27 protein-coding genes are annotated in these 21,687 nt (G+C 37.3%); 11 read left to right on the top strand and 16 right to left on the bottom strand.

The annotated features are described in order from the left end of the window. The first annotated feature begins 52 nt into the window (after positions 1-52). The 3 genes from MWU82_RS16520 to MWU82_RS16530 are packed head-to-tail and all read left to right on the top strand — an operon-like array spanning position 53 to position 4,249. The gene (locus MWU82_RS16520; protein WP_247097229.1) at positions 53-1,480 is read left to right on the top strand and encodes a nucleoside hydrolase-like domain-containing protein; all 1,428 of its coding nucleotides are present in this window, start codon (positions 53-55) and stop codon (positions 1,478-1,480) included. A 58-nt stretch (positions 1,481-1,538) separates the two neighbouring features. After that, complete coding sequence (locus tag MWU82_RS16525; protein WP_215946683.1) at positions 1,539-2,819, top strand: nucleoside hydrolase-like domain-containing protein; 1,281 nt, start codon at positions 1,539-1,541, stop codon at positions 2,817-2,819. Between the two features lie 5 nt (positions 2,820-2,824). Continuing rightward, positions 2,825-4,249: a DUF1593 domain-containing protein gene (locus tag MWU82_RS16530; protein ID WP_215946682.1), complete on the top strand. Its 1,425-nt coding sequence runs from the start codon at positions 2,825-2,827 to the stop codon at positions 4,247-4,249. Positions 4,250-5,183: 934 nt separating this feature from the next. On the opposite strand, the gene MWU82_RS16535 is transcribed toward MWU82_RS16530, so the two are convergent. From MWU82_RS16535 to MWU82_RS16550, 4 genes are all read right to left on the bottom strand, one after another. Further along, entirely contained in the window at positions 5,184-5,480 is a 297-nt protein-coding gene (locus MWU82_RS16535; RefSeq protein WP_085496334.1) for a type II toxin-antitoxin system RelE/ParE family toxin, read from the bottom strand. Next, positions 5,473-5,715 (bottom strand): hypothetical protein, encoded by a 243-nt coding sequence (locus tag MWU82_RS16540; RefSeq protein WP_085496332.1) that lies wholly within the window; start codon positions 5,713-5,715, stop codon positions 5,473-5,475. Before MWU82_RS16540 ends, MWU82_RS16535 begins: the two co-directional genes overlap by 8 nt. 310 nt (positions 5,716-6,025) lie before the next feature. Beyond that, positions 6,026-6,208: a hypothetical protein gene (locus MWU82_RS16545; RefSeq protein WP_085496331.1), complete on the bottom strand. Its 183-nt coding sequence runs from the start codon at positions 6,206-6,208 to the stop codon at positions 6,026-6,028. Between the two features lie 9 nt (positions 6,209-6,217). Beyond that, positions 6,218-6,505 carry a helix-turn-helix transcriptional regulator gene (locus MWU82_RS16550; protein ID WP_085496329.1) on the bottom strand — a complete coding sequence of 96 codons (288 nt, stop codon included), beginning with the start codon at positions 6,503-6,505 and terminating at the stop codon, positions 6,218-6,220. A gap of 764 nt (positions 6,506-7,269) precedes the next feature. Between MWU82_RS16550 and MWU82_RS16555 the strand changes: the two genes are divergently transcribed. Further along, positions 7,270-8,043, top strand: coding sequence for a type IV toxin-antitoxin system AbiEi family antitoxin (locus MWU82_RS16555; protein ID WP_085496327.1), 774 nt, complete (start codon positions 7,270-7,272; stop codon positions 8,041-8,043). After that, positions 8,030-8,920, top strand: coding sequence for a nucleotidyl transferase AbiEii/AbiGii toxin family protein (locus tag MWU82_RS16560; RefSeq protein WP_085496325.1), 891 nt, complete (start codon positions 8,030-8,032; stop codon positions 8,918-8,920). The genes MWU82_RS16555 and MWU82_RS16560 overlap by 14 nt, the downstream gene beginning before the upstream one ends. Positions 8,921-9,091: 171 nt before the next feature. On the opposite strand, the gene MWU82_RS16565 is transcribed toward MWU82_RS16560, so the two are convergent. Beyond that, positions 9,092-9,310 carry a helix-turn-helix transcriptional regulator gene (locus tag MWU82_RS16565; RefSeq protein ID WP_085496324.1) on the bottom strand — a complete coding sequence of 73 codons (219 nt, stop codon included), beginning with the start codon at positions 9,308-9,310 and terminating at the stop codon, positions 9,092-9,094. 147 nt (positions 9,311-9,457) lie between these two features. Between MWU82_RS16565 and MWU82_RS16570 the strand changes: the two genes are divergently transcribed. The 3 genes from MWU82_RS16570 to MWU82_RS16580 are packed head-to-tail and all read left to right on the top strand — an operon-like array spanning position 9,458 to position 10,647. Then, positions 9,458-9,913, top strand: a complete 456-nt coding sequence (locus tag MWU82_RS16570; RefSeq protein ID WP_085496322.1) for a hypothetical protein — start codon at positions 9,458-9,460, stop codon at positions 9,911-9,913. A 20-nt stretch (positions 9,914-9,933) separates the two neighbouring features. After that, positions 9,934-10,293 carry a hypothetical protein gene (locus tag MWU82_RS16575; protein WP_139827130.1) on the top strand — a complete coding sequence of 120 codons (360 nt, stop codon included), beginning with the start codon at positions 9,934-9,936 and terminating at the stop codon, positions 10,291-10,293. Positions 10,294-10,302: 9 nt separating this feature from the next. Then, the gene (locus tag MWU82_RS16580; protein WP_085496318.1) at positions 10,303-10,647 is read left to right on the top strand and encodes a hypothetical protein; all 345 of its coding nucleotides are present in this window, start codon (positions 10,303-10,305) and stop codon (positions 10,645-10,647) included. A gap of 114 nt (positions 10,648-10,761) precedes the next feature. On the opposite strand, the gene MWU82_RS16585 is transcribed toward MWU82_RS16580, so the two are convergent. The 5 genes from MWU82_RS16585 to MWU82_RS16605 form a co-directional block, all read right to left on the bottom strand. Then, complete coding sequence (locus tag MWU82_RS16585; protein ID WP_085496316.1) at positions 10,762-11,229, bottom strand: DUF6730 family protein; 468 nt, start codon at positions 11,227-11,229, stop codon at positions 10,762-10,764. A 4-nt stretch (positions 11,230-11,233) separates the two neighbouring features. Beyond that, entirely contained in the window at positions 11,234-12,094 is an 861-nt protein-coding gene (locus MWU82_RS16590) for a relaxase/mobilization nuclease domain-containing protein (protein ID WP_317045108.1), read from the bottom strand. A gap of 5 nt (positions 12,095-12,099) precedes the next feature. Next, positions 12,100-12,396 carry a mobilization protein MbpA gene (mbpA, locus tag MWU82_RS16595; protein ID WP_085496312.1) on the bottom strand — a complete coding sequence of 99 codons (297 nt, stop codon included), beginning with the start codon at positions 12,394-12,396 and terminating at the stop codon, positions 12,100-12,102. A 269-nt stretch (positions 12,397-12,665) separates the two neighbouring features. Continuing rightward, positions 12,666-12,956, bottom strand: coding sequence for a helix-turn-helix domain-containing protein (locus MWU82_RS16600; protein WP_085496309.1), 291 nt, complete (start codon positions 12,954-12,956; stop codon positions 12,666-12,668). Positions 12,957-13,074: 118 nt separating this feature from the next. Then, positions 13,075-13,746: a hypothetical protein gene (locus tag MWU82_RS16605; RefSeq protein ID WP_085496308.1), complete on the bottom strand. Its 672-nt coding sequence runs from the start codon at positions 13,744-13,746 to the stop codon at positions 13,075-13,077. Positions 13,747-13,820: 74 nt separating this feature from the next. On the opposite strand from MWU82_RS16605, the gene MWU82_RS16610 reads away from it, so the two are divergent. Continuing rightward, positions 13,821-14,135: a hypothetical protein gene (locus tag MWU82_RS16610; RefSeq protein WP_139827129.1), complete on the top strand. Its 315-nt coding sequence runs from the start codon at positions 13,821-13,823 to the stop codon at positions 14,133-14,135. Here the strand turns inward: MWU82_RS16610 and MWU82_RS16615 are convergent. Beyond that, entirely contained in the window at positions 14,132-15,133 is a 1,002-nt protein-coding gene (locus MWU82_RS16615; protein WP_085496304.1) for a nucleotidyl transferase AbiEii/AbiGii toxin family protein, read from the bottom strand. The two genes, MWU82_RS16610 and MWU82_RS16615, sit on opposite strands and share 4 nt — an antisense overlap. Further along, positions 15,134-15,742: a DUF6088 family protein gene (locus tag MWU82_RS16620; protein ID WP_085496302.1), complete on the bottom strand. Its 609-nt coding sequence runs from the start codon at positions 15,740-15,742 to the stop codon at positions 15,134-15,136. It abuts the gene before it with no gap. Positions 15,743-16,210: 468 nt separating this feature from the next. Between MWU82_RS16620 and MWU82_RS16625 the strand changes: the two genes are divergently transcribed. After that, the gene (locus MWU82_RS16625; protein ID WP_085496300.1) at positions 16,211-16,786 is read left to right on the top strand and encodes a hypothetical protein; all 576 of its coding nucleotides are present in this window, start codon (positions 16,211-16,213) and stop codon (positions 16,784-16,786) included. Here the strand turns inward: MWU82_RS16625 and MWU82_RS16630 are convergent. Then, a complete protein-coding gene (locus MWU82_RS16630) occupies positions 16,780-17,289 on the bottom strand; it encodes a DUF6398 domain-containing protein (protein WP_085496298.1) in 510 nt (169 codons plus the stop codon). The genes MWU82_RS16625 and MWU82_RS16630 overlap by 7 nt on opposite strands. After that, entirely contained in the window at positions 17,286-17,750 is a 465-nt protein-coding gene (locus MWU82_RS16635; RefSeq protein WP_247097230.1) for a transposase, read from the bottom strand. The genes MWU82_RS16630 and MWU82_RS16635 overlap by 4 nt, the downstream gene beginning before the upstream one ends. Before the next feature lie 173 nt (positions 17,751-17,923). Between MWU82_RS16635 and MWU82_RS16640 the strand changes: the two genes are divergently transcribed. Then, positions 17,924-19,104 (top strand): IS3 family transposase gene (locus tag MWU82_RS16640; protein WP_245808633.1). Its coding sequence is split into 2 segments (ribosomal slippage): positions 17,924-18,182 and positions 18,182-19,104, totalling 1,182 coding nucleotides; the frame shifts between segments, so codons are not numbered across the junction. 188 nt (positions 19,105-19,292) lie between these two features. Here MWU82_RS16640 and MWU82_RS16645 read toward each other — a convergent pair. Then, positions 19,293-20,069: a DUF3825 domain-containing protein gene (locus tag MWU82_RS16645; protein ID WP_247097231.1), complete on the bottom strand. Its 777-nt coding sequence runs from the start codon at positions 20,067-20,069 to the stop codon at positions 19,293-19,295. Positions 20,070-20,231: 162 nt separating this feature from the next. Next, positions 20,232-21,536: a hypothetical protein gene (locus tag MWU82_RS16650; protein WP_247097232.1), complete on the bottom strand. Its 1,305-nt coding sequence runs from the start codon at positions 21,534-21,536 to the stop codon at positions 20,232-20,234. Between the last annotated feature and the right edge of the window lie 151 nt (positions 21,537-21,687).

A 21,687-nucleotide genomic window follows, 5' to 3' on the forward strand; every position in this document is an offset into this window, starting at 1 on the left:
AATTTTAGGATAACAATTAATCCATAATTGAAAAACCCTTAATTTCATTGATATGAAAACATTTTATCTGTTTATTTCCTTTTGTTTGCTATCCTCTATCACAACTTTTGCCCAAATAGATCAAAAAAATAGGGTAATTATTTTAACCGATATTGAAGCCGACCCCGATGACACTCAGTCTTTGGTGCGTTTGCTTTTGTATTCCAACCAAATTGACATAAAGGGAATTGTCGCCACAACGTCTTGTTGGTTACAGCATAGAATAGCCCCAGAATCCATAGAACGTGTCATTCAGGCCTATGGCAAAGTACATCCCAACCTTTTAAAACATGAAGCTGGTTTTCCCAAACCAGAAGCATTGGCAGCATTAATTAAAAACGGCCTTCCGGAATATGGTATGAAGGGGGTTGGTGACGGAAAAAATTCAGAGGGTTCCGAGTGGATAATCAAAGTATTGGAAGAAAAAGATGATCGCCCATTGTGGATTTCAGTTTGGGGCGGTGTTAATACTTTGGCCCAATCCCTTGACCAAATTCGGAAAACCAAAAGTAAGAAGGAGGCCCAAAGACTTATCTCAAAACTCCGAGTCTATACCATCTCGGACCAAGATGATAGCGGTATTTGGATACGGAACAATTTTCCTGAGCTTTTTTATATCGTTAGTCCGGGAGATTATTACGGCACTGCAACTTGGACGGGCATCAATAGCTATATAAAAGGAATAGACAACAGCTCGATCAGCAACATCTGGATAGCCCAAAACATTCAACAGAATCATGGACCTTTAGGAGCTGAATATCCGGATGTTGCTTGGGGCGTAGAAGGGGATACACCCGCATTTTTATCGTTAATACCCAACGGACTTAACGAACCTGAACATCCGGAATGGGGTGCATGGGGCGGACGCTATGAATTGTACAAACCCGATTTCTCAAAAACAAAAAAAGGAAGCTCCATTGTAAAAATTGCTCCTGAGACCAGGGCAATTTGGACCAATACCGATGATAATTACACCCCCTACGCTCCTAAGGAATATGGCCGTTCCGTTAAAAAGGATACCATTACATTCAAAGATAACAAAGTAACGTTATGGCGCTGGAGGGAAGATTTTCAAAATGATTTCGCCGCCCGTATGGATTGGTGCACCCAAACCTATGAGGAAGCCAACCACCCACCCGAACCGAAACTGACCCATTCCGATCGATTAACGGTAAAGTCGGGCGAAGCCTTTAGCCTAGATGCTTTTAAATCTAGGGATCCTGATGGCGATAATCTTAGTTATTTGTGGTTCCATTATCCAGAGGAAAGTTCATATAAAGAAAAAATAGATTTGGGTGCTGAGAACGTGCATATTGTAAACCTTAGGGCTCCGATAGTAAAAAAGAAGGAGACCATTCATTTCATTTTGAAACTATCGGACAAGGGCACCCCTGCTTTGTCAAGATACAAGCGTGTAATAGTGACGGTTCTTCCAAAATAGTCGGTACTTACCAATTGGAAGACATCGATCCAACTATTGGGAATAAAACAAAACGACCATGAATAAACTAATTTTTATATTTTCCTTCTTAATTCTACAAAGTTGTGCATCTAAAAACAGCAAGCAAATTGTAGAAAAACCTCGAATATTGATCAGTTCGGATATTGGTGGAACCGATCCCGATGACTTTCAATCCATGATACATTTATTGATGTATTCCGACCTTTTCCAAATAGAGGGCCTGGTTTCCTCCCCCTTTGGCAAAGGTCGAAAAAAGGATTTTCTGAATATGATTGACCTTTATGAAAAGGATTTACCTGAATTAAAACGATATACCCCGAACTTGTCCCATCCAGATTCACTCAGGGCCGTTTGCAAACAGGGAACAATACTAGAGGCCCCTTACAAAGGATACGATAAAGCCACGGAAGGTTCGGAATGGATCATTAAATGCGCCAATAGAACAACCGGCAAACCCCTATGGATTTTGGTCTGGGGCGGTTTGGAAGATTTGGCACAGGCGCTACATGATGCACCTGGAATTGAAGAAAAAATAAGGGTATATTGGATTGGTGGTCCAAATAAAAAATGGAGCATCAATGCCTATGCCTACATTGTAAAAAATCATCCCAACCTATGGATAATCGAAGCTAATTCAACTTACAGAGGCTGGTTCATGGATTCAGAATCACCCAATAAACTCAAAGGCAAATCCTATTACAACAACTATATCCAGGGAAGAGGGGCCTTAGGGAAAAATTTTAAAAACCACTATAAGGGCGAAATTAAAATGGGCGACACCCCTTCCTTGGCCTATCTGATGAATGGTGATGCAGATAATCCTACAGGCGAAAGTTGGGGCGGAAGTTTTACCCCGATCAAAAATAGCTCACGAACTATTTTTGAAGGAAACAGCAGCAAGAAAGATACGGTAGCCGCCTATGCCGAATTGGAATGGAGATTTAAAGGGCCTGACCTGCCCATTCCGCAAGATTCCACTTGTTTTACATTGGAGATTTCTAATCAGTCATGGCCAGGATATTATCTTGGCAATGGAATTTATGGGGTACGCTACTCCTCCAAAAAACCGGAAACCGGCAGCTATTTCACCAAAAGTGCCATCCCCGAATTGGATGCCCAACGAGGTCAGTTTGTTAGTATAACCCCATGGCCAGGAAAAACAACTCCCAATGATTACCCTCTTGGTTCCAATTGGTATAGCGACAAGCCAGCTCCCGACCTTTTTATCGGAGATCAGCAAGGCGCGAAAACAATTTCAAAACATCGGGAAGCCTATTTAATGGATTGGGCTAAAAGGTGGCAATCAATAAACAAATAAAAAGGATGAAAATTAACAACCTCATTGCAATAGTTGGCATAGCCTTACTAACAACTACCGCCATTGCACAAGAAAAGCCTAGGGTATTTGTGCTTACCGACATAGAAAATGAACCGGATGATGCCATGTCGATGGTCCGTTTTTTGGTTTATGCAAATCACTATGACGTTGAAGGATTGGCCGCTACTACATCTGTTCACCAACAAAATAAGGTAGCAACCTATCGTATTCAAGAAATTGTAAATGCCTATGATAAGGTAAGGGATAACCTTGAAAAACACGAATCAGGTTTTCCTTCGGGAGACCATATAAAATCAAAGATTACAGAAGGACTACCAGAGTACGGAGTAAAAGCAATTGGGGTTGGAAAAGATTCCCCGGCCTCCGAATTATTAATTAAAGCAGTCGACAAAAATGACACAAGGCCTTTATGGGTAACGGTTTGGGGAGGGCCAAATGTATTGGCACAGGCGCTCTGGAAAGTTAGGGAAACACGTTCAAAAAAAGATTTGGAACAATTTGTCAAGAAATTACGGGTTTACACTATTTCCGATCAGGACGATAGCGGCCCATGGATCCGCAAGGAATTTCCAGAACTATTCTACATTGTGAGTCCAGGTTTTAATGCAGGTGGCGGCTATCATCATGCCACTTGGAGTGGAATAAGCGGTGATTTTTTTCATGCCCGTTGCGACGGAGCCGATTTTAGCATCGTTACAAACGAATGGTTAGATCGGAATATACGGAAAAAAGGGCCTTTAGGGGCCGAGTACCCCAGATGGGATTATTTAATGGAAGGAGACACACCCTCTTTCCTTGGCTTGATCAATAACGGCCTAAGTTATCCGGAACACCCGGAATGGGGCGGCTGGGGAGGCAGATACGAACTCTACACCCCAAGGATGCAAAAGTGGTTTTTATATCCAGAGACCAGACCTATCTTTTCCGATGCTGTAGACGAAGTCTTAGGTACTGATGGCCGATGGCACTCGGGCAACCACGAAACTATATGGCGCTGGAGAGAAGATTTTCAAAACGATTTTGCAGCCAGAATGGATTGGACCATAAAGCCATACGATAATGCCAACCACCCGCCCAAAGTTAAACTAACCCATAAAAAAAATCTTGTCGCAAAAAAAGGAGACAAAATACTTTTAAGTGCCCTAGGTTCCAAGGATCCCGATGGAGATGCCCTCTCATACCATTGGTTTTTTTATGAAGAAGCTGGCACATTTTCAGTCTCCAGCGCACGTAGTGGACAACCTTTGACCATTCAAAACTTTGACCAACCTGAAGCCTGGTTTACCGTTCCAAAGAGTCGAATCGGTGGTTCAGGGAAGGGAACCATGCATATTATTCTTGCGGTAACAGACCATGGTTCGCCACGATTAACCCGATATGAAAGGGTAATAGTTACCATTGAAGAATAACAATTTGTAAAATAACTAAACTTGTATTTATAAGCCTTATCATTCTGTTATTCACGGCCCAGTCAGAGGTAAAAAGTCAAAGCAAAAAAACCGCGAATAATTGTGACTTCAGATGGTGAAATAGGCGATGAGTGTTCCATGGTATGATTTTCACATTCAACACTTTAATGGCAGCCCATTTCTATGGATTACAGATACCGTATAGGGTATGGTCCGGCATTTGACCAGGGAAGAAATTGATCTGTAACTTGATAATCGACAAAAACTTGGTTTTACTTGATAAGTAGTTCCTCGGGACGACAGGATTTACAGAATCCTTATAAACCCTCTCTGAAAATAGAAAAGTGAAGGCCGGCGCCTTCGTACTTTTTTTGTTTCCTGTGTTCGCCCAAACTGCGTTTGGCAAACTTATCAGAACAGGATTTACAGAATCCCAATAAACCCTTTGCTGAAAATAGAAAAGTGAAGGCTAACGCCTTCCTACTTTTTTTGTTTCCTATGTTCGCACAAACTACGTTTGGCTCCATTGGAAACAAAAAAAGTGATTTGCTATTGCAAATCACTTTTCTGCTTGGTCGGGATGACAGAATACAACTACTTGTTACAAATGATTGATTATCAGTATTTTGCATGTACTTATCAAAATCAAATCCCTTTAAGGACACTCGATTTATAAATAGCTCAAGAACGTATTGATTATGTGTTATTTACGAGTTAAAATTACAAAGAAAATCAGATATCATCAAATATAGAAAACTCCAAGATTAGCTAGGTGTCTTCATTTTTAGCAAAGATACCCACCAATAGTAATGCTCAAATTAAAAAATGATCCCAATTAAAGTTCTTTTTACAGAACCAGGAAAAGGAATTAAGAACTACCCTAACTATTAAGCTATTAAAAATCATGACACTAGTGTCTTATCTTTAACCATGGTTATCTATCGGCCTTCTCTTTCCTATTATCCTTCATAGCTACAACCGTCACTTTGCCTTTATTGAAAATGTAATAAACAGTTGTGTTTTTGTGAATGACCGCTCGCCTTAAAAGTTTTTGACTTTTTGATTCAGGATATAATGTAGGGAAATTAGATACCGTTAATTCAAATTGCCGAAGCAATCTTTCAAATTTAACGACCTCCTTGACAGTGAACTTTTGAATAAGGTAATTTTTAATGGCAATGGCGTTTATCAGAGACCTTTTTGTCCATTCTACCCTGTAAGGTTTATCCATTGGTCAAACCGTTCCAGAATTCATTGGATTTCATGGTTTCACCTTGTTGATAATCTCTGATACCACTTAGAATATTAACCCTATCACTTTCTGTAAGTTCTTCCCACCAGTCGATGGATTTGCCCTCACTGGATAATTTAACGGAACTAAGCAGACTTAAAATAGAATCATCGGTTAAAGATTGGATCCATCCAACAAGCTCCTTTTTAGTATTGTTCAATTCTGCTGTGCCCATATTATCATTTTAAAGTAAAGTTACAAAAACCGTACAATTATGAATTAATTCAAAGACGAACTTTTTTTTCACCGGGTATGTCCTTGTATTTGAACTTTCAAATTTGCTTTATGAAGATAGAGATAAAATATTTGTGCTATAAATCGTTCATTTATTAAAACTAGGTAAAATTTAGTAGTTTGGTTAATTGAGCTTTTATGGGACACTTTTGGCCATGTATGTAATACGGCGAGATGTCCATACCAACGACATATATGCTGCATATGTCAAAATATTTGAGTTTTATCGACATACTTAACTTGTACAACAACTAGCCATCCATAAATGCCGCTGCCATTAATTGTTGTTCTGATTTTATCCAACCTTTATCATATTCGAAGCTAACGTCTTTTTTTCGCTTGGCATAATGGGCCACAAGAACACCTATCATCTTAGCTTCTGGCATTCCCCGCCAATGTGCATAAACGGATATATCAAATTTACCTTGTGCCATTCTTCCCTGTTATAATAAATCTAAGTCCTGAAGTTTTCTTCCGAATACATCATCTGTTGCCAACTTTAAAAAATCATCTTGCAAACCAAGTGCAATCAGAACATTAAAGTATGAACCAATCGCTACCTTTGAATTCCCCTTTTCTATCTGATACAAAGTCTTTCTATCTATACCTGCCCGTTCGGATACCTGAATAGTGGTAAGCTTTCTTCGTTTACGCGCAAGCTTTATATTCTCTCCTAATTGCCCCATTGTCCTCTGGTATTTTGGAAAAAGGACAGCTCTCTTATTTTTCATAATGGGTAATATTTTCCCCAAATATGGCAATTATGGGGATATTAATACTCTTTTTTAAATAGAATTATTTTCAAGAATCAATGAGTAATCATATCATAAATTGAGCTTACAGGAAAAATTCCACTATTATTTATAACAGTGAAAGCGTAACCCTTTCAATTTATTGTAACAAAGTCAGGGTAATTTTTTTAATTTTTTGTAACAAAGTAAGGGTAAATCGTATTCTAAAGCTCAGATTGAAATGACGTTTTAAAATTATGTTAGCAAGTAGCTCCATTATTATGACTGAATATAAATCATAGAAAAGGAAGGCCAATACACAAAAATTGAATAGTTTTCTTCCTTCCCCTTACTTTCAAAAAATATCCGTTATGACACAAATTGATATTGATAAAACCAGCTTGTTCATCTCTATTTCGATAGTACGTTTTTTATGGTAAGTTAGTCACTATTATAAATTCTTGTAGGCAATATTTAATGTATATGCATGAGTTAATTAATTAAAGGTTTCATAGAGAGGACTTTTGATGATTTTTACTATACCACTAGCCTTCGTAAAAGGCCCTTTAATTTATTTGGATATTCCCGAGGCCTATTAATTCAAAAGTAGCTCTTAAGCCGATTTTATAATGTGGCTAAAAAAAATCAATTTTTAATAATATCTGGTTTAAAAAAAACATATTACATAAACCAATGGTTTACATACAGTTTAAAAAATAAACTATATATTTACTTTGGTTTAAAAAAAATCAATTTTATCAACCATGAGTTTAAAAAAAGAACAAAAAATAAACTCTCTTCTAAAATCAAAGCCATCTTCAATAGTTTATCTGACCGCATGGCTAACTCAAAGAGGGTTTTCTAATCAGCTACTTGACAAGTATAAAAAAAGCAACTGGTTTACCTCAATCGGAACCGGTGCCATGATACGTTCGGGCGATAAGGTCGGTTATGAAGGTGCAATCTATGCACTTCAAGTACAAGCTGGGATGTATATTCATCCTGCGGGCAAGACAGCCCTATCCATACTTGGTAAATCCCATTATTTGGAACTATCACCAAATAAGGTAACACTTTTTGGTGGGCAACAAGAAAAGCTGCCCACCTGGTGTATACAACATGACTGGGGTGTAAAATTGGATTATCACAGTTCTTCATTTCTACCATCTAATATAGGCCTTGTTGAAGTAGAACTAAAAACCTACTCAATAAAAGTGTCCAGTGCCGCAAGGGCCATGTTAGAGTGCCTATTTTTAGCGCCAGAACATCAAGAATTAGTAGAGTGTTACCAACTAATGGAGGGATTAAACAATCTAAGACCCAATCTTGTTCAAGATTTACTGGAAAACTGTACCTCCATCAAGGTAAACCGCCTATTTATGTATCTAGCTGAAAAAGCCAACCATAGTTGGGTAAAACACTTGAATATGGATAAAATAAATTTGGGAAGTGGAAAACGAAGTATTGTAAAGAATGGTGTTTATGACCCAAAATATAAAATAACTGTTCCAGTTGAACTAGCCAATGGAGAATTATAAATCCCAAGTTTCATTGCTGTTAAGTGTACTACCCGAAGTAGCAAAAGAAAATAACTTTGCTCTTCACGGTGGTACTGCTATCAATCTCTTTCTTCGAGAAATGCCTCGACTTTCAGTGGATATTGATTTAACATATATTCCAGTTGAGGATAGGAATACTTCCTTAGTCCATATTTCAGAAGCACTCGCGCGAATCAAATCCAATATTGAAACTATTATACCAAATGCTCGAATATCACATAAAGAAAAAGAACTCAAGCTTTTAATTACCAATAATCAGGCCCAAATAAAACTGGAAGTAAGCCAAGCGATGCGAGGCATAATAGCACCGGTAACAGAAATAGGATTGTGTCATAAAGCACAAACGGCTTTTGATGCGTTTTGCTCCATTCATGTGGTACCTATAGGACAACTCTACGGAGGAAAAATATGCGCCGCACTGGACCGTCAGCACCCGAGGGATTTGTTCGATGTTAAATATCTTTTAGAAAATGAGGGGTTTGCTGATGAAATAAAAAAAGGATTTCTTTTTTGCCTTTTAGCAAGTAAGAGACCTATATATGAAATGTTGTTCCCAAACCTATTGGATCAGCGTTCCGCAATGACCAATCAATTCGACGGAATGAGCAATGAACCATTTACCTATGATGATTTTGAAACCACCCGGAATTTACTAATTCAAAACATCCATAAAAGTTTAACTACTGCCGATAAAGATTTTCTGTTGAATTTTGAAAATGTTACTCCAGATTGGAGTTTATACAATTTTAAAGGATTTCCTGCTGTGCAATGGAAATTGCAAAACTTACAAAAGCTAAAGGAAACAAACCCTGAAAAACACAGCAAGCTAATCAATATATTAAAGGATAGATTATAATTGCCTCCTATACAATTCAAATTATTCAATTGTTACAAGCCACTTAAAATTATATTTTAGCAGAATGCATATGCTGTACGTTGAATATATGAAGTATCTAGTATATCTCTAAAACTCTGATTCCGCATACTTATATTGGTTTAAAACAATTAAAATATATGCCAACAGTCTTTACTCTTTAGGTAGTTTAAGTCCTTTAAATACTTCCTTTAATAATTCACAAGGATCAATGTCTATTGCCAAGGCAATCAAATAGAGCTCATCCGCCCGAAGTTTAGTAGATTCATTAGAACTTAATTGGGAAAGCCTAGCCTGACTAATACCTGTTCGTCTTGAGACCATGGCGCGATTTACCGATTTTTTGGTTAAAAATAATCCTAACGGAGTCATAAATCTATTGAATTTGATTACATAAATATACTTTTCTTAATGAAAAATATAGAATATCTAAAATTTTGTTTGGAATTTCAATAGATTATCTATAGATTTGATTAGATAATCTAAAGATATATTAATGATTCTAACACACTATGTATTATGGGCCACGAAATCAGTAAATCAGAACAAAACATAATTAATACAGAATGCCGAAAGTATTTGGAAAATCGAGATCCAATCAAAGAAAACACGTTTGTTAAGGAGAGTACTTCTCAAGTGGAAAGTCGGGAATCGGAGGAAAAAAGCATCTTGGATAAAATAAGCGAATTGGCCAAAGAACATTTCCATACTTTAAAACGCTACCCCTCCAAAAAGGAACTCTATACCATAAACCTTATCACCGATGGCTATCTGGAAACCTCCTTTATGATTTCCAGTTTATTAAAGGTATGCATCACGGCATTGGATGCGGAACGCACCCCAAATAGTGTCGTTCCAGAACCCGAACAGAACATTCGTGAAGTACTCGGGTATATACTCAATATGATACCCTATGAGGAAATGGAATTCCTTGATAAGATCCGGCATATTTTACCGAATATGGAAACTAAATGACAACCCTAAAAATACAGCCTATGAAAAAGAAAAAATTAAAGACCCTGAACGACATTCACAAACTGCACCAAAATCTAGTTGGTTTATTAAAACAGGATTCTGGTTATTCATCTGAAAATTTTAAGGTATCCATAGAGGTAAGGGACAACAATGATCTGCTGTTGAACATAGCGAGCCTTCTTGAAGTATGTGTATTTGCTCTGGACGGGAACGGAATGCTATTGTCTCCAAACAATCAAAATGTAACCAAACATGACAGCGTTAGCAGGGTGCTGGAATTGGTCCTAAATATACTTCCGCATAGTCAAATGGATTTTATGGACTACGTAACCGAAAAGCTGAACCGTTTGAACAATGCCAAAACAAAATCATCTGAATAAATATGAACTATGAACCCAAACGAAGAAAAACTGATCAATAGCTTAAAACATCAGGCACTGGACCACCACCCTACCTTAAGGCCCCACCCGTTCTTTAATAATAAATATGAAGTAAGTCTCTTTTATGTAGATAATCATGTAGATTTGATGTTGACCGTCCGAGCCATGCTCTACCTGGCCATGAAGACAATCGACCCGGAATTGTACGATAACATCAATGACAGATATGAAAAGGAATATATTCGTCAGGCACTTACAATTGCCAATAGGTTATTACCGCAAGGGGAAGAGGCACTTTTGGACGACCTCAATCTTTATTATAGAGAGGAAAAATTGAGGGAGGGATTAAAATAATACCTTGAGCATGGTCCCTAAATCTTACCATAACTTAACTGCGCGGGGATCCTAATTCGATTTTATAGCGTTCGGGATGATAAGCGTAAAGTAAAATCGAATTAGGGCGCAACCTTACTCCGGATTTAGAACACTATCCTGCTTTTGGACCCACTTTTCAAAATCCTTATAGATGATCGGATGGTCTTCAAAATAGCCTCTTGCCCTACCCAAACTTTCCTTTTTTACTTTTAAAACCTCAGCCTTTTTTTTCCGTTCATAGTTGATAAAATAATAGCCCATGTAGCCAAATGCCGAAGTGTTCATTATTATGAAAAGGTATAGTATCAACATCTCCCATTTTGGTGTCCATCTAGATTTTTCTATATTTTTCAAGACTTCATCCATCCGCTTATTATAAAATTCCAAGTTGATCTTTTGCAGCCTTAAAAAATCTTTTAGTTGAAACTCCAAATGAGAAGTGTCCGCTGTTATTTTTAAGTCGTCAAATTTTGTGGATAGTTCTTCCAGTTTACCAATGGAGTTGTTGAACCCGGATATTTCTTGGGTAAGCACTTCCATAATTTCGTCCAGTTTTGCCATGATATTATATTTCCATTCCCAGTCCAATTGATTTCTTAATCGCAATAGTTACCACCTTTTTGGCAATAGTTGCCGCCAGGTTAGGTGATAGCCCAACGGGCTTGCCCAGTAGTTTTATCCTATTTTCTTTAGCCATCTTTTGGGCTACATTTTTATCCCATCCCATATTTCCAGCTATGTTTCCCATGGACATGGAGCGATGTACTTCGCTCCCCTTTAAATTATGCCCCTTGTATTCAAATCGGAAACCTTGGAGTTGGTTTTGCTTATTGATACTGGGAATCACCTCCACACCGTTCTTGGCCATATCGTTGATGTACTTATCAAAGTTTTTTGGTTTGTCCTTTTCCATAACCTTATCGTGTATCCGTTTGATTTCCGCTCTGACCTGTTGAATCTGGTTCAGTTTTTCCTGCTGCACTTCTTTTACCGTGGTCAGGCCCATTTGCTTGGCCACTTTTTCCGCCGCCTGTTGGCTCCGTTTTCCTATAAAACTATCCTTGTAGGCATTCCCATTGAAATCGATACGGTTTACATATACGTGTACATGGGTATGTTCCTTATCCCTATGCACAAAGCCGATGGCCTGGTGTTCCTGTAGTTTCATTTCCTTAAGGAACCTTTCAACAATTTCATTCAGATTTTCGTTGATCATTCCCTGCCCATCTTCAATTGTTGGGCTGAGTACAAAACTCAAGGTATTCTTTTGGCAAAGATGGTTTTGCTGCTGGATGACCTTGAACTCCTGAGTGATGTCCCTAGGATTGTCTCCCGACAAATGTTCGCGGTAGACGACTTCCGCCTCCTTCTCCCCGTTCCAACCATAACCCATGGAAGCTCCGGTATGCGATATGGATTTTCCCATGCCTATCATTTCCTAAAGGATAAAAGATGTCGTCGTATCTCACTGGCCAATTGAACTACTTCATCTGCCAATTTCGGATTGCGTTTCCGGAACATATTCCCGATTAGCTTAAAATTTGTTTCATACCTAGACAGCATCTTGAACATCTCTATTTGTTCTTGGGTCAAACGTTCTATTATCCGGTCATCAAAAGCCGCACGACGACAATATTCACTTATGGAAAGTCCACTCCTATCGGCCTTGACCCTTAGCAATTTCTTCTCATAAATAGAACATCTAAACTGTACAAACTCGTTCTTCATTTTTGCATTTCTGAATCCTTACCCTCTAACCCTTTATAAAATACCCATTGAAACTCCATCCATCATCTTATATCGAAAATCAAGTTATTGGTTCCTATTCTTTTGCGACCCATCGGGAGCAAAAGCAAGATTTGTCATGACAATGACACATCTTGAATTCTCACTCAATCGGATTTTTTACGGCTACATTCCGTTTCATCATTTTCTACCTATCCACATACTTCTTACTTATTAGCGCTACTACTAATTAGCGTGTATTTACAGAACTACTACTTCTTTTTTCGTGGTAAGTGCTTATTAAATTCCCGATCCAAATAGTCATCTGATAAATTAGGTTCGCCCATTAACCAAGCATCAATAATATCCTTATCAAAGAATTTTTGGCGGATGTGTTTGTTACCTCCCATGGGGATTAATCGTAACTGGGTCAGTTTGTAAATCTTGCTTTTGGAGAGTCCCGTGTAGGCAACAAGATCATCTACGTTCATCACTTTTTTTTGATGCGAAAGAAGTCCCTTGATATCCCTTAAGAGATCTACCATGTCATTTTCTATTTCCATAATTCTCGCTTTAAAATAGCCGCAGTGCGGTCTACCTGTGTTACAAATGTTCGAAGCAAAGAAAGGAGATGCAAGCGGGTGAAAAGAAAAAAAAGGGGAAATCTACCCCATAAAATATTCAAATATCCCCCAAGAAATGGAAGAATGAATCTATCTGTTGTTCAAATTCATGATTGGGAGGAAACTCATTGTACTTTTTTGAAAGTATCTCCGCTGATATCAAGTTACCCTTATGGTAAATTTTTTGGGATCTCTCAAAGGATTTTAAGCTAATCCCCTTTTTAAGTTGTTTGAACTTATCCAGAATATATTTTAATTGCGGTTGGGTACAGTTAAAATGCAGCACCGAATCGTGGTCCTCAAAATCCAGAACCATAACTTCATAAAAATTGGAGAAGCTTGTTAAGTTCTCGTCCAGATATTCATATTGGGTCAAGGAACCATAGATCCTTCTAAGGACACGCTCATTGAAATCCATATTGAAACCGACTAGTTTCATTCGTGAACTTCGGCTTTGGTACTTCACTTTCTCTTTATAAGCATCAGATACCAAAATACCAAATATTAAAATCACGAAAAACCATATCGGAAGCAATGCCAACCAAAGGTTTTCGTAGGTTTCATAAAGATCGAACGAAAAGTAGACCATAAGTATTCCAAAAAGAATAAGCCCAAAAATCAGTCCATTATAACCTCTTCTCATAAAGGCATTAAAGTTCTGGTGAATTTTGTCTTTTCTCACCTTCAAGGCGACCAACCAATTGGCGATATTTTCGATTATCTTTTCCATTTTACAAAAAGCTGATTTCAAGATAATTAAAAGAATTTAGACCTTTTTACATTTTCGATGTTATGGTTCAAAAAATGGATAGCGATTTACCAGATTTTGTGGGTAGGGAGAAGAAAGGTCAAGCGGCCCTTCGCCGTTTGTTCTTTCGTGCGCCAGAGGAGGTCGAAAAAACCTACCTATGGCGGCAGGCCAGAACGGAAAAACTTCCCATGCGGACTGTCGTAGTATGTCCGCGTAGGGAGGATTGGATCGGAAGGGATTTTCGACTTCCGCAGGCTTGGAAAATAAAAAGTTACAGAAACACTGATTTCTCAATTCATGATAAGAAAAATTATGGACCAAATGTATTGTGCGCAATTTCCGTATATCTGAGAAAATTAAACTACTAGCTTTCCATTTTGTTAATCCTATCTCTTAAACCTCTCAATTTATTCATTAGTTCGTCGAATGGTTCTGTTTTTCCATAAAACATACTTTCTTGCATTGCCACATAATCCCTTTCCCAATCCTTCATTGCCCGATCAGGCGGTATAAAATCCAATGTTCTTTTAGCGTGTTTGGAATAATCTACCCAAGATACTTTAGTAAAAATTTTGCGATGTTGAATGATATTGGAGTATAAATGACTGTCAATTAAAGCACTTTCTCCAAATGGAGTATCCATCAACCTAGAAATATCATATAGATGCCTTGTCATTCGTTCACTAAATATTTCTCTATTTTCAGGCTTTTGAAACTCTTCATGTAAAAGAAAAAGTTTTTCTAAAAATGTTCTTGTGGGGAGGACTGTTGGTATATAAATTATTTCATCAGCAAAAGGTTGTCCATTGTACTTTGCACCAATGAAAGAGATGATACCCTTCTTTTCAAATGGGTCTCTTAACGACCTTGAACTAATTTCCACTAGAATTCTCGGTGCCAAATAGTCTATATGCTCAACAAGCGATTTGTAATGTATTTCTATTGCTAAGGGATCAGTATCAGATAGTACAAATTCACGAACTTCTATTGAAAATTCTCCCACATTTTGTGCATGAAGAGTTTTGGCTAATTCCTTGGGAAACACTTCGCTTGCAAATTTACAAGAAGCCTTTCTCAGGTGAGAAACTTTAGTGCGATTAAGTGTACCACTAAAGCCAAAAAATGATCTGTCCATCGCCAAATCAATATCTTCAGAGAACCTTTCAATTACACCCCAGGCCTTACTTAAAGATGTCCCGCCTTTAAAGACAAGGTGTTCAGTATAGACAGTACTGAAAATGGCACGTAAAACCGTTACAACCCACCAATCCTTTTCAATGGCTGCGGCCGGTAGACCTTTATCTATACTCGTTTGTATTATAGCTTCTCTCCGGTCGCTTACTGACAGGCTAAACCACTCCTTCATTTATTCTTTATTTTTTAGTATCTCTTCCATTATTTTTGAAATCCATACAGGTGCCAATTTCATGTCATGTTTGATAAGATCTTTATCGACCGTTTTTAGTATGTTCTTAATTTTTTCAAGCTGATTTCCATCCAAGTTTTTTTGCCCTATTTCTCGCAATGCCTGTATCACCAAAATATTTGTCTCACTTTTGGCCGAAAGAATTTTAGGAGATGCGATTTTATACTTTATAGTGTTATTTTTAATTTTAACAGTTCTAGGAGATCCATCGGTTAAGTATACAAGATTCATAGGAACTTGTGTAGATAATCCCAGTTTATTAAGGGCTTGGATTCCCGTTGGAATTATTCTTGCTTTATCCCTTTTTGAAATCGCCAAAGCAATTTCCTCTAATGATGGGTAAAGCAGCCCCAATTGCTTATGCTCCTTGGGATATAAGTAAATACCTTGTGCCAGTCGAACCAAAAGCCCTTTTTCCTCTAAACGTATTAAAGCTTGCCTGATTGCTGTAGAAGACCCAAATTTAACAAAATTATTCGGGAAAAATATTTTTCCACGCTTGTGATTTAAAATTGCATTTTTTATAAATTTTTCAGTAGGTACAAGCATTTTAAAATATATATTTCGTCACAAATTTAATGAATATTTGTGACGAAATTACATTGAGATAATAAATAAGATTTTATGAGTACAAAAAGGCATTATACTGATGAGTCGACAGGGGCAGTAATTACTGCCCCTGTCGACTCATCAAAAGTTTTTACCTTACTGCTTCTACACGGAATACCAAAAAATAATTAAAAATAAAAAATTCCGTGTAGAAGCAGTAAGGCGTAAAGTTAGTTTTTCAAAAACTGAAAGTCAATAATTTTCGTGGTATTCAAAGCTATGATATGAACAAAATAATTAACAACTTAATATCGGAACCTTCCTGGAAAAAAAGTACCATCAGAAATTAAAGACATCACAGATGAGCTAAATTATCACGAGTCTGCAATAAAATAGGAATGACATACCATTATCAAACTTCCGAAATATATCACTTAATAGTTAACTTAAAATACCAAGTATAATAATATGTTTAAAGAAAAAAAATATTATGGAGAAGTGTGGTTTCCAAAAGAAGAAACTAGGTGTTTTTGTGTTTTGTTGATAAATGATAACGACATTCTACTTGAAACAAACCTCCTAACCACAAAACCAGTTCATAAGGAGCCGCTAATTAATGGCATTTTTACTGGTTTAGGACATCTTACTTTTGTGGATTGTAAAATAAGAAAATCAGAGTCCGGCATTTCTCAAATGAAAATTTATGCCCCCAAGTATTCATTTATCAGCGCCCACCACCCAATAAATGCATTAAATTTAAAATTTCAAGAATTTAATGTCACCAATGATGCTATAGTCAGCTGGGTTAATCACGGAACATGGTACAATTCTACAGATCAAAAATTGATCAAGGAGGACGATATCTCTCAAGAAATCAGAATTGATGATGCAGGTCTTACAGTTACGATAAATCACTCTTTGAATATTAATTCTAAACGAACAGAACTACTAATTCGAAATTTTGGTTATGTTAAATTCAAATTGGACAATCCAGTAGATACTCTCGAAGCAAGTATCCATCCGAGCAACTACATTAGCTATTGATCTTCATATTCTGTAGTGAATTCAATATCTTTTCCTTCCGCTCTTGCCTGGAGCACCATTTGTTGTATGTTTTCGGGAAGGTTGCCCAGGGGCAGTATTAGTCCGTCAACCATTACCATATTATTAAAAGGGCTGTTCTCCTGCATGGCGTTTGTAGAAAATTCAGGGCTATAATACCATAGGTCGAACATATCCTTTATGGCCCGGGCCTTATTCGAGACCGTAGTCCCCTTGGTCCCGAAGTATTCGTTGACCTGTTTGGAACTCATATAAGGTTGGAACGATCTGTCGAACAAAAAATTTATCGAACCTATGGCATGGACCACGGCTGCCGCCCATATCTCCAATTTTCCCCTTGCGAAGGGGACATCCCTTTTTCTCCCCATCTTTTTGATGAGCTTTTCGCAAAGCCCGAAGTATTCATCGTTAAGTTTCTGCGCGCAGAAGGCCCCTGTTATTTCCAATAGTTGTTTTTCCTTTTCTTTTATCAGCTCTTTGGTCATATGCTGTTCTGTTTTTGATATCCGGGCAGGAGATCTTCGAGTTTTTGTATGCTATGATCAGGTATCCGCTCTAGTGTGCTGGCCAGCCATTCCCTTGGATTGATATTCTGCATCTTGCAGCTACCGAAGAATGAATATAGCATGGCGGCATTTTGCGCTGCATCGTGCGATCCGCAGAAAAGATAGTTTTTTCTGCCAATGGCCATGGGCCGGATGGCATTTTCGATCAGGTTGTTGTCGAGTTCTATACGTCCATCTTCAAAGATCGCTTCCAGTTTTGGGTATTGATTGATGTAATAGGTCATCGCCTTGCCGATGGGGCTTTGTGGCAGCACCTTGAACTGTTGTCCTTCGATCCACGTTTTTATCTGTGCCAATAACGGCCTGATCCTTATGTCGCGCTGTGTTTTCCTCGCTTTAAGGTCATCTTGGGCCTCTTCCTTGATCTTGCGTTCTTCCAAATAGATCTCCCTAAAGATGGCCAATGCTTTTTGTCACTGTCCAGCGCATCATGGAACTTGCGCCTGGCATGTACCAGGCATCCGGCAAGGGTGATCTTGGGATCGGTGGACTTGCTATATTTAACTGGACTTAAAGTTAAGAGCGTGTTCGTTGTTTAAATTAACTTTGAAAAATGTCAAGAGAAAAAAGAAATTACACCGTAGAGTTTAAGGAAAAAGCTGTGGAACTTAGCTACGCACGTGGGAGCGTTGTGGAAATATGCAGGGAATTGGATATACCTACATCCGTATTGAGCCGCTGGCGCAGAGAATCGGATGCTTATGGCAAGAACAGTTTTCCGGGCAAGGGAAATCCGAAACTGACGGACGAGCAACGTGAGATTGCCGAGTTGAAGAAAAGATTAAGGGATGCCGAGCTGGAACGTGATATCCTAAAAAAGGCGATAGCCATCTTCTCCTAGGGCGACAGGAAAAATATAGGTTCATAAAACACCACAAATTTAAATTTCCAGTTGAGAAGATGTGCAAAATGTTCAAGTTAAGTAAAAGTAGCTATTATCATTGGTTGGGTAGGGGACCATCCAAAAGATGGTTGGAAAACCAAACAATATCCTCGGTCATTCGGGATATTTTCAAAGATAGCTTTGAGAGTTATGGGGCACCAAGGATCAAAGAGGAGCTCTCAAAAAAGGGATATCATGTTTCCAGACCAAGAGTTGCCAGGATAATGAGGGCCAATAATCTGTTTGCCAGAAGAAAGCGTAGGTTCAAGATTACAACGGATAGTGAACACAACTATCCATTGGCCCGTAATATTTTGAACCAGAACTTTACGGTCTTCAGAAAGAACCAGGTCTGGGTGTCCGATATTACCTATATAGAGACTAAACAGGGATGGATGTATCTGACCGTAATCATCGATCTGTTCCATAGAAAGGTCGTGGGGTGGTCGATGAGCGAAACCTTAAATACAAGCGATACTATAATACCTGCTTGGAATATGGCTGTTAAATCAAACGATATCACAAAAGAACTCATATTTCATTCCGATAGAGGATCTCAATATGCCAGTTATGGATTTGCCGATATCCTGAAAAATCACAATGCCCTTATAAAACAAAGTATGAGCAGAAAAGGTAATTGTTGGGATAATGCGGTGGCAGAATCATTTTTTAAGAGCTTAAAGGTAGAATGGGTCTACAAACATAGCTATACCCTTAGATCGGAAGCCGAGCTATCCGTCTTTCAATGGATAGAAACTTGGTACAACAGAAGAAGAATGCACTCCACTTTGGGGTATAAAACTATAGAGGAATTTGAAATAGAAATGTACAATCAAAAAACAGCAGCATGACTCTTATCTAATTGTCCACTTTTTTGTTGCAAGTCCATTTTTTCTTTTTTACCTTAAGTGGTACAGGTTAAAAGGGAATGACTGGCACTAACCACCAAGAAATATTATGAATTGGCGGGCCACATGGTGTATATGTTGGACCTTGCAGACCACCTGAACGCTTCTTAGTTACTTGGCACAGCTTTTTTTTACGGCTGTAACCAATCTCTATCAGGTCTAGCAATTTGCCGCGCATTATTAATTGCCATATCTAAAGTCAGACAAGTTGAAGCTCTATACATCAATCCATAATCTTCAACGACCAACGCTAAATCCGCAATTTTGGGATCATTTAAGCAAAGCGGAACTAAAAGCTGAATATTATTCCGATAATATTGAGGTACGGCAGTTTTGTAACTTCTTTTTACACGTTCTTTTGCGCTATTTATTGAACCGTGAATTGAATTTTGAAGTTGATAATTATTCATTGAACAATATGGTTCGGGAAATCGGTTTTTATTGTCTTCAATAATGTGCTCTACGTTTGCAACTAATTCTTTTTTTACATCATAAACTAATTTAGCTGGGTCATCAAAATAAAATGCCATTTCAGGTAGCTTGGGAAATTTGCTCAATTCATATTCACCTTTCCTTAAAAATTTGTAAAAATGCCAATAAGGTTCAACATCCTCGATTTTGTTTTCATCAAATACCATAAATATGGCTTCTTGATTTCTTGTTACAAGTCCCGTATTTATACAGCAATGTGTTCCTTCCCTTGAGTAACTTATTTTCTTCTCCTCTGCAAGTCGTCTGTAAGTATATTTTATATAGTTTTCCAAAATCGGGAAATCTGATTCTGTATGATGATATTTCCAATCTTCATCTTCGGACAAATTTGCTAAAAATTCAATATTTTCAGAAAACCGTGGTAAAAAAGCAAATTGGTGTAAATTTTCGGGAAGATCAAGTTTGTCGTTTCTCATTGCTCATGGGTTTGTTTAAGTTTAATTTCTATAATGAATTATGTTGTGTAAGTTTTGCGCTATCCTTGTTATTTGTTTTGTATCCTTTTTATTTCATACCAATTTAGGGATTTTTACTTTTTGCATGGGGAAGAAATAGCTTGGAAACTGCCTGTCAAACCGTTACGCAGTTTTTAATTTAGTTGATATAATATAGCTTAAAATTGGTCGTTTTGTATCCTCTTCATTTTCTAAACGAATCAATCCGCCTTCAAAGTTCCAGTCAAATATTGTCTTCGTATCTTCATGTATAAATTCATATTTCTTAGATTTTAATTCTTCTTTATTTTCGTATCCAAAATAATTACATACAGAATCGATTAAAGTTTCTGACTCTGTAAAATAAACAAATCGTGAAAAATTCTTAAACACCTTGCGAAAAGTCATGACGAATCCACCTTGTTCAGGATAATTAGTATAGACCACGTAATTAAAAAAGTTGAAATAAAACCGTGGTAACTTATATGCAATTGATTCAACACCATCACCATTCTCATCCACATAAGATTCAATGATACTTTCTTTTTTGCAGAAGTCTATTGCTTCTTCTATAAAATTGATGTTGTTTGTTAAAGGGTCAATTACTTTACTCAATTCTGAAATAAAGTCTTTTGGTTCAATTATTTTAGTGTCAATGTTAAATTCATTATATAACACCTTAGATTTCACTCCTAGCTTTTTATCCATTGACACAAAATAATCACAATGACCTCCATAAAATGAGTGTTCACCATCTGCTTGAATATTTTGCAAATTATCGGTTGCCTTTGGTAACTTATCAGTTTTATAACCAATCATGTCAAGCATTAGATATGCCGTTGTATAGAATTCAAATTGTGTAATAGGGGACTTTTTATATTTTAATGATGTCTCAACGTACTCTAAATATGACATTTTCACACCAAGCTTTAATAAAAATTCATCAATGTTCTTTATTACTGCATCATAACTCCAATTAGCAGAATTTGCTTCTAATTTAAACCCCTGTTCTGCTAATAAGTTTCTAAAATCTTTGTAATATTCTCTGTCCTTGAGCAACTTAGAAGAGAAGGGACCAATGTCTTTCATTAAATCCCACATTGAAGAACCTGGCTTAATATTTGGGAACATTTTCTTCAAAACATCTCTGTTCTCTTCAGTTATTTCAATACCAGATGGTTGAAGTTCAAACAATGACTTCATTAAAATTCCTACTTTAGATAATCCGATGTCATTTAAAGACTCGTCAAGGTTCATAAATATTTTCTCCATATCCATTAAATCAGATATGTCTTCGTTATCTTTTACACCTTCAAAAAATTCTTTTGGTTGGCCAAACAATGGTTTAACTCTATCTTTTTCCCATCTGATATGATGCTTTCCCGATAAGTTCTCTAATGTTTCTAAATCTGAATTGAAGAATGTATTGTCTGGATTATAGCTTTTCATCAAATCGGTAAAATGAGCTGGCGAATATGGAAATTGCATATATTGCTTATACTTATCTGTAGCCTTCCCTAAAAATAGGACAGTATAAAATTCGAATTTATTAATTTTAAATTTTAACTGTCACATGAAGAAAAGCAAGTTTAGCGAAAGC

This window comes from Arenibacter sp. S6351L (assembly GCF_023016025.1).
In the GTDB taxonomy this organism is placed as follows: Bacteria; Bacteroidota; Bacteroidia; order Flavobacteriales; family Flavobacteriaceae; genus Arenibacter; species Arenibacter algicola_B.

Excerpts from the sequence above, each read along its gene's own strand:
- MWU82_RS16520 (WP_247097229.1), top strand. The coding sequence starts at position 53 with ATGAAAACATTTTATCTGTTTATTTCCTTTTGTTTGCTATCCTCTATC.
- MWU82_RS16525 (WP_215946683.1), top strand. The coding sequence starts at position 1,539 with ATGAATAAACTAATTTTTATATTTTCCTTCTTAATTCTACAAAGTTGT.
- MWU82_RS16530 (WP_215946682.1), top strand. The coding sequence starts at position 2,825 with ATGAAAATTAACAACCTCATTGCAATAGTTGGCATAGCCTTACTAACA.
- MWU82_RS16535 (WP_085496334.1), bottom strand. The coding sequence starts at position 5,480 with ATGGATAAACCTTACAGGGTAGAATGGACAAAAAGGTCTCTGATAAAC.
- MWU82_RS16540 (WP_085496332.1), bottom strand. The coding sequence starts at position 5,715 with ATGGGCACAGCAGAATTGAACAATACTAAAAAGGAGCTTGTTGGATGG.
- MWU82_RS16545 (WP_085496331.1), bottom strand. The coding sequence starts at position 6,208 with ATGGCACAAGGTAAATTTGATATATCCGTTTATGCACATTGGCGGGGA.
- MWU82_RS16550 (WP_085496329.1), bottom strand. The coding sequence starts at position 6,505 with ATGAAAAATAAGAGAGCTGTCCTTTTTCCAAAATACCAGAGGACAATG.
- MWU82_RS16555 (WP_085496327.1), top strand. The coding sequence starts at position 7,270 with ATGAGTTTAAAAAAAGAACAAAAAATAAACTCTCTTCTAAAATCAAAG.
- MWU82_RS16560 (WP_085496325.1), top strand. The coding sequence starts at position 8,030 with ATGGAGAATTATAAATCCCAAGTTTCATTGCTGTTAAGTGTACTACCC.
- MWU82_RS16565 (WP_085496324.1), bottom strand. The coding sequence starts at position 9,310 with ATGACTCCGTTAGGATTATTTTTAACCAAAAAATCGGTAAATCGCGCC.
- MWU82_RS16570 (WP_085496322.1), top strand. The coding sequence starts at position 9,458 with ATGGGCCACGAAATCAGTAAATCAGAACAAAACATAATTAATACAGAA.
- MWU82_RS16575 (WP_139827130.1), top strand. The coding sequence starts at position 9,934 with ATGAAAAAGAAAAAATTAAAGACCCTGAACGACATTCACAAACTGCAC.
- MWU82_RS16580 (WP_085496318.1), top strand. The coding sequence starts at position 10,303 with ATGAACCCAAACGAAGAAAAACTGATCAATAGCTTAAAACATCAGGCA.
- MWU82_RS16585 (WP_085496316.1), bottom strand. The coding sequence starts at position 11,229 with ATGGCAAAACTGGACGAAATTATGGAAGTGCTTACCCAAGAAATATCC.
- MWU82_RS16590 (WP_317045108.1), bottom strand. The coding sequence starts at position 12,094 with ATGGGAAAATCCATATCGCATACCGGAGCTTCCATGGGTTATGGTTGG.
- mbpA (WP_085496312.1), bottom strand. The coding sequence starts at position 12,396 with ATGAAGAACGAGTTTGTACAGTTTAGATGTTCTATTTATGAGAAGAAA.
- MWU82_RS16600 (WP_085496309.1), bottom strand. The coding sequence starts at position 12,956 with ATGGAAATAGAAAATGACATGGTAGATCTCTTAAGGGATATCAAGGGA.
- MWU82_RS16605 (WP_085496308.1), bottom strand. The coding sequence starts at position 13,746 with ATGGAAAAGATAATCGAAAATATCGCCAATTGGTTGGTCGCCTTGAAG.
- MWU82_RS16610 (WP_139827129.1), top strand. The coding sequence starts at position 13,821 with ATGGATAGCGATTTACCAGATTTTGTGGGTAGGGAGAAGAAAGGTCAA.
- MWU82_RS16615 (WP_085496304.1), bottom strand. The coding sequence starts at position 15,133 with ATGAAGGAGTGGTTTAGCCTGTCAGTAAGCGACCGGAGAGAAGCTATA.
- MWU82_RS16620 (WP_085496302.1), bottom strand. The coding sequence starts at position 15,742 with ATGCTTGTACCTACTGAAAAATTTATAAAAAATGCAATTTTAAATCAC.
- MWU82_RS16625 (WP_085496300.1), top strand. The coding sequence starts at position 16,211 with ATGTTTAAAGAAAAAAAATATTATGGAGAAGTGTGGTTTCCAAAAGAA.
- MWU82_RS16630 (WP_085496298.1), bottom strand. The coding sequence starts at position 17,289 with ATGACCAAAGAGCTGATAAAAGAAAAGGAAAAACAACTATTGGAAATA.
- MWU82_RS16645 (WP_247097231.1), bottom strand. The coding sequence starts at position 20,069 with ATGAGAAACGACAAACTTGATCTTCCCGAAAATTTACACCAATTTGCT.
- MWU82_RS16650 (WP_247097232.1), bottom strand. The coding sequence starts at position 21,536 with ATGAAAAGCTATAATCCAGACAATACATTCTTCAATTCAGATTTAGAA.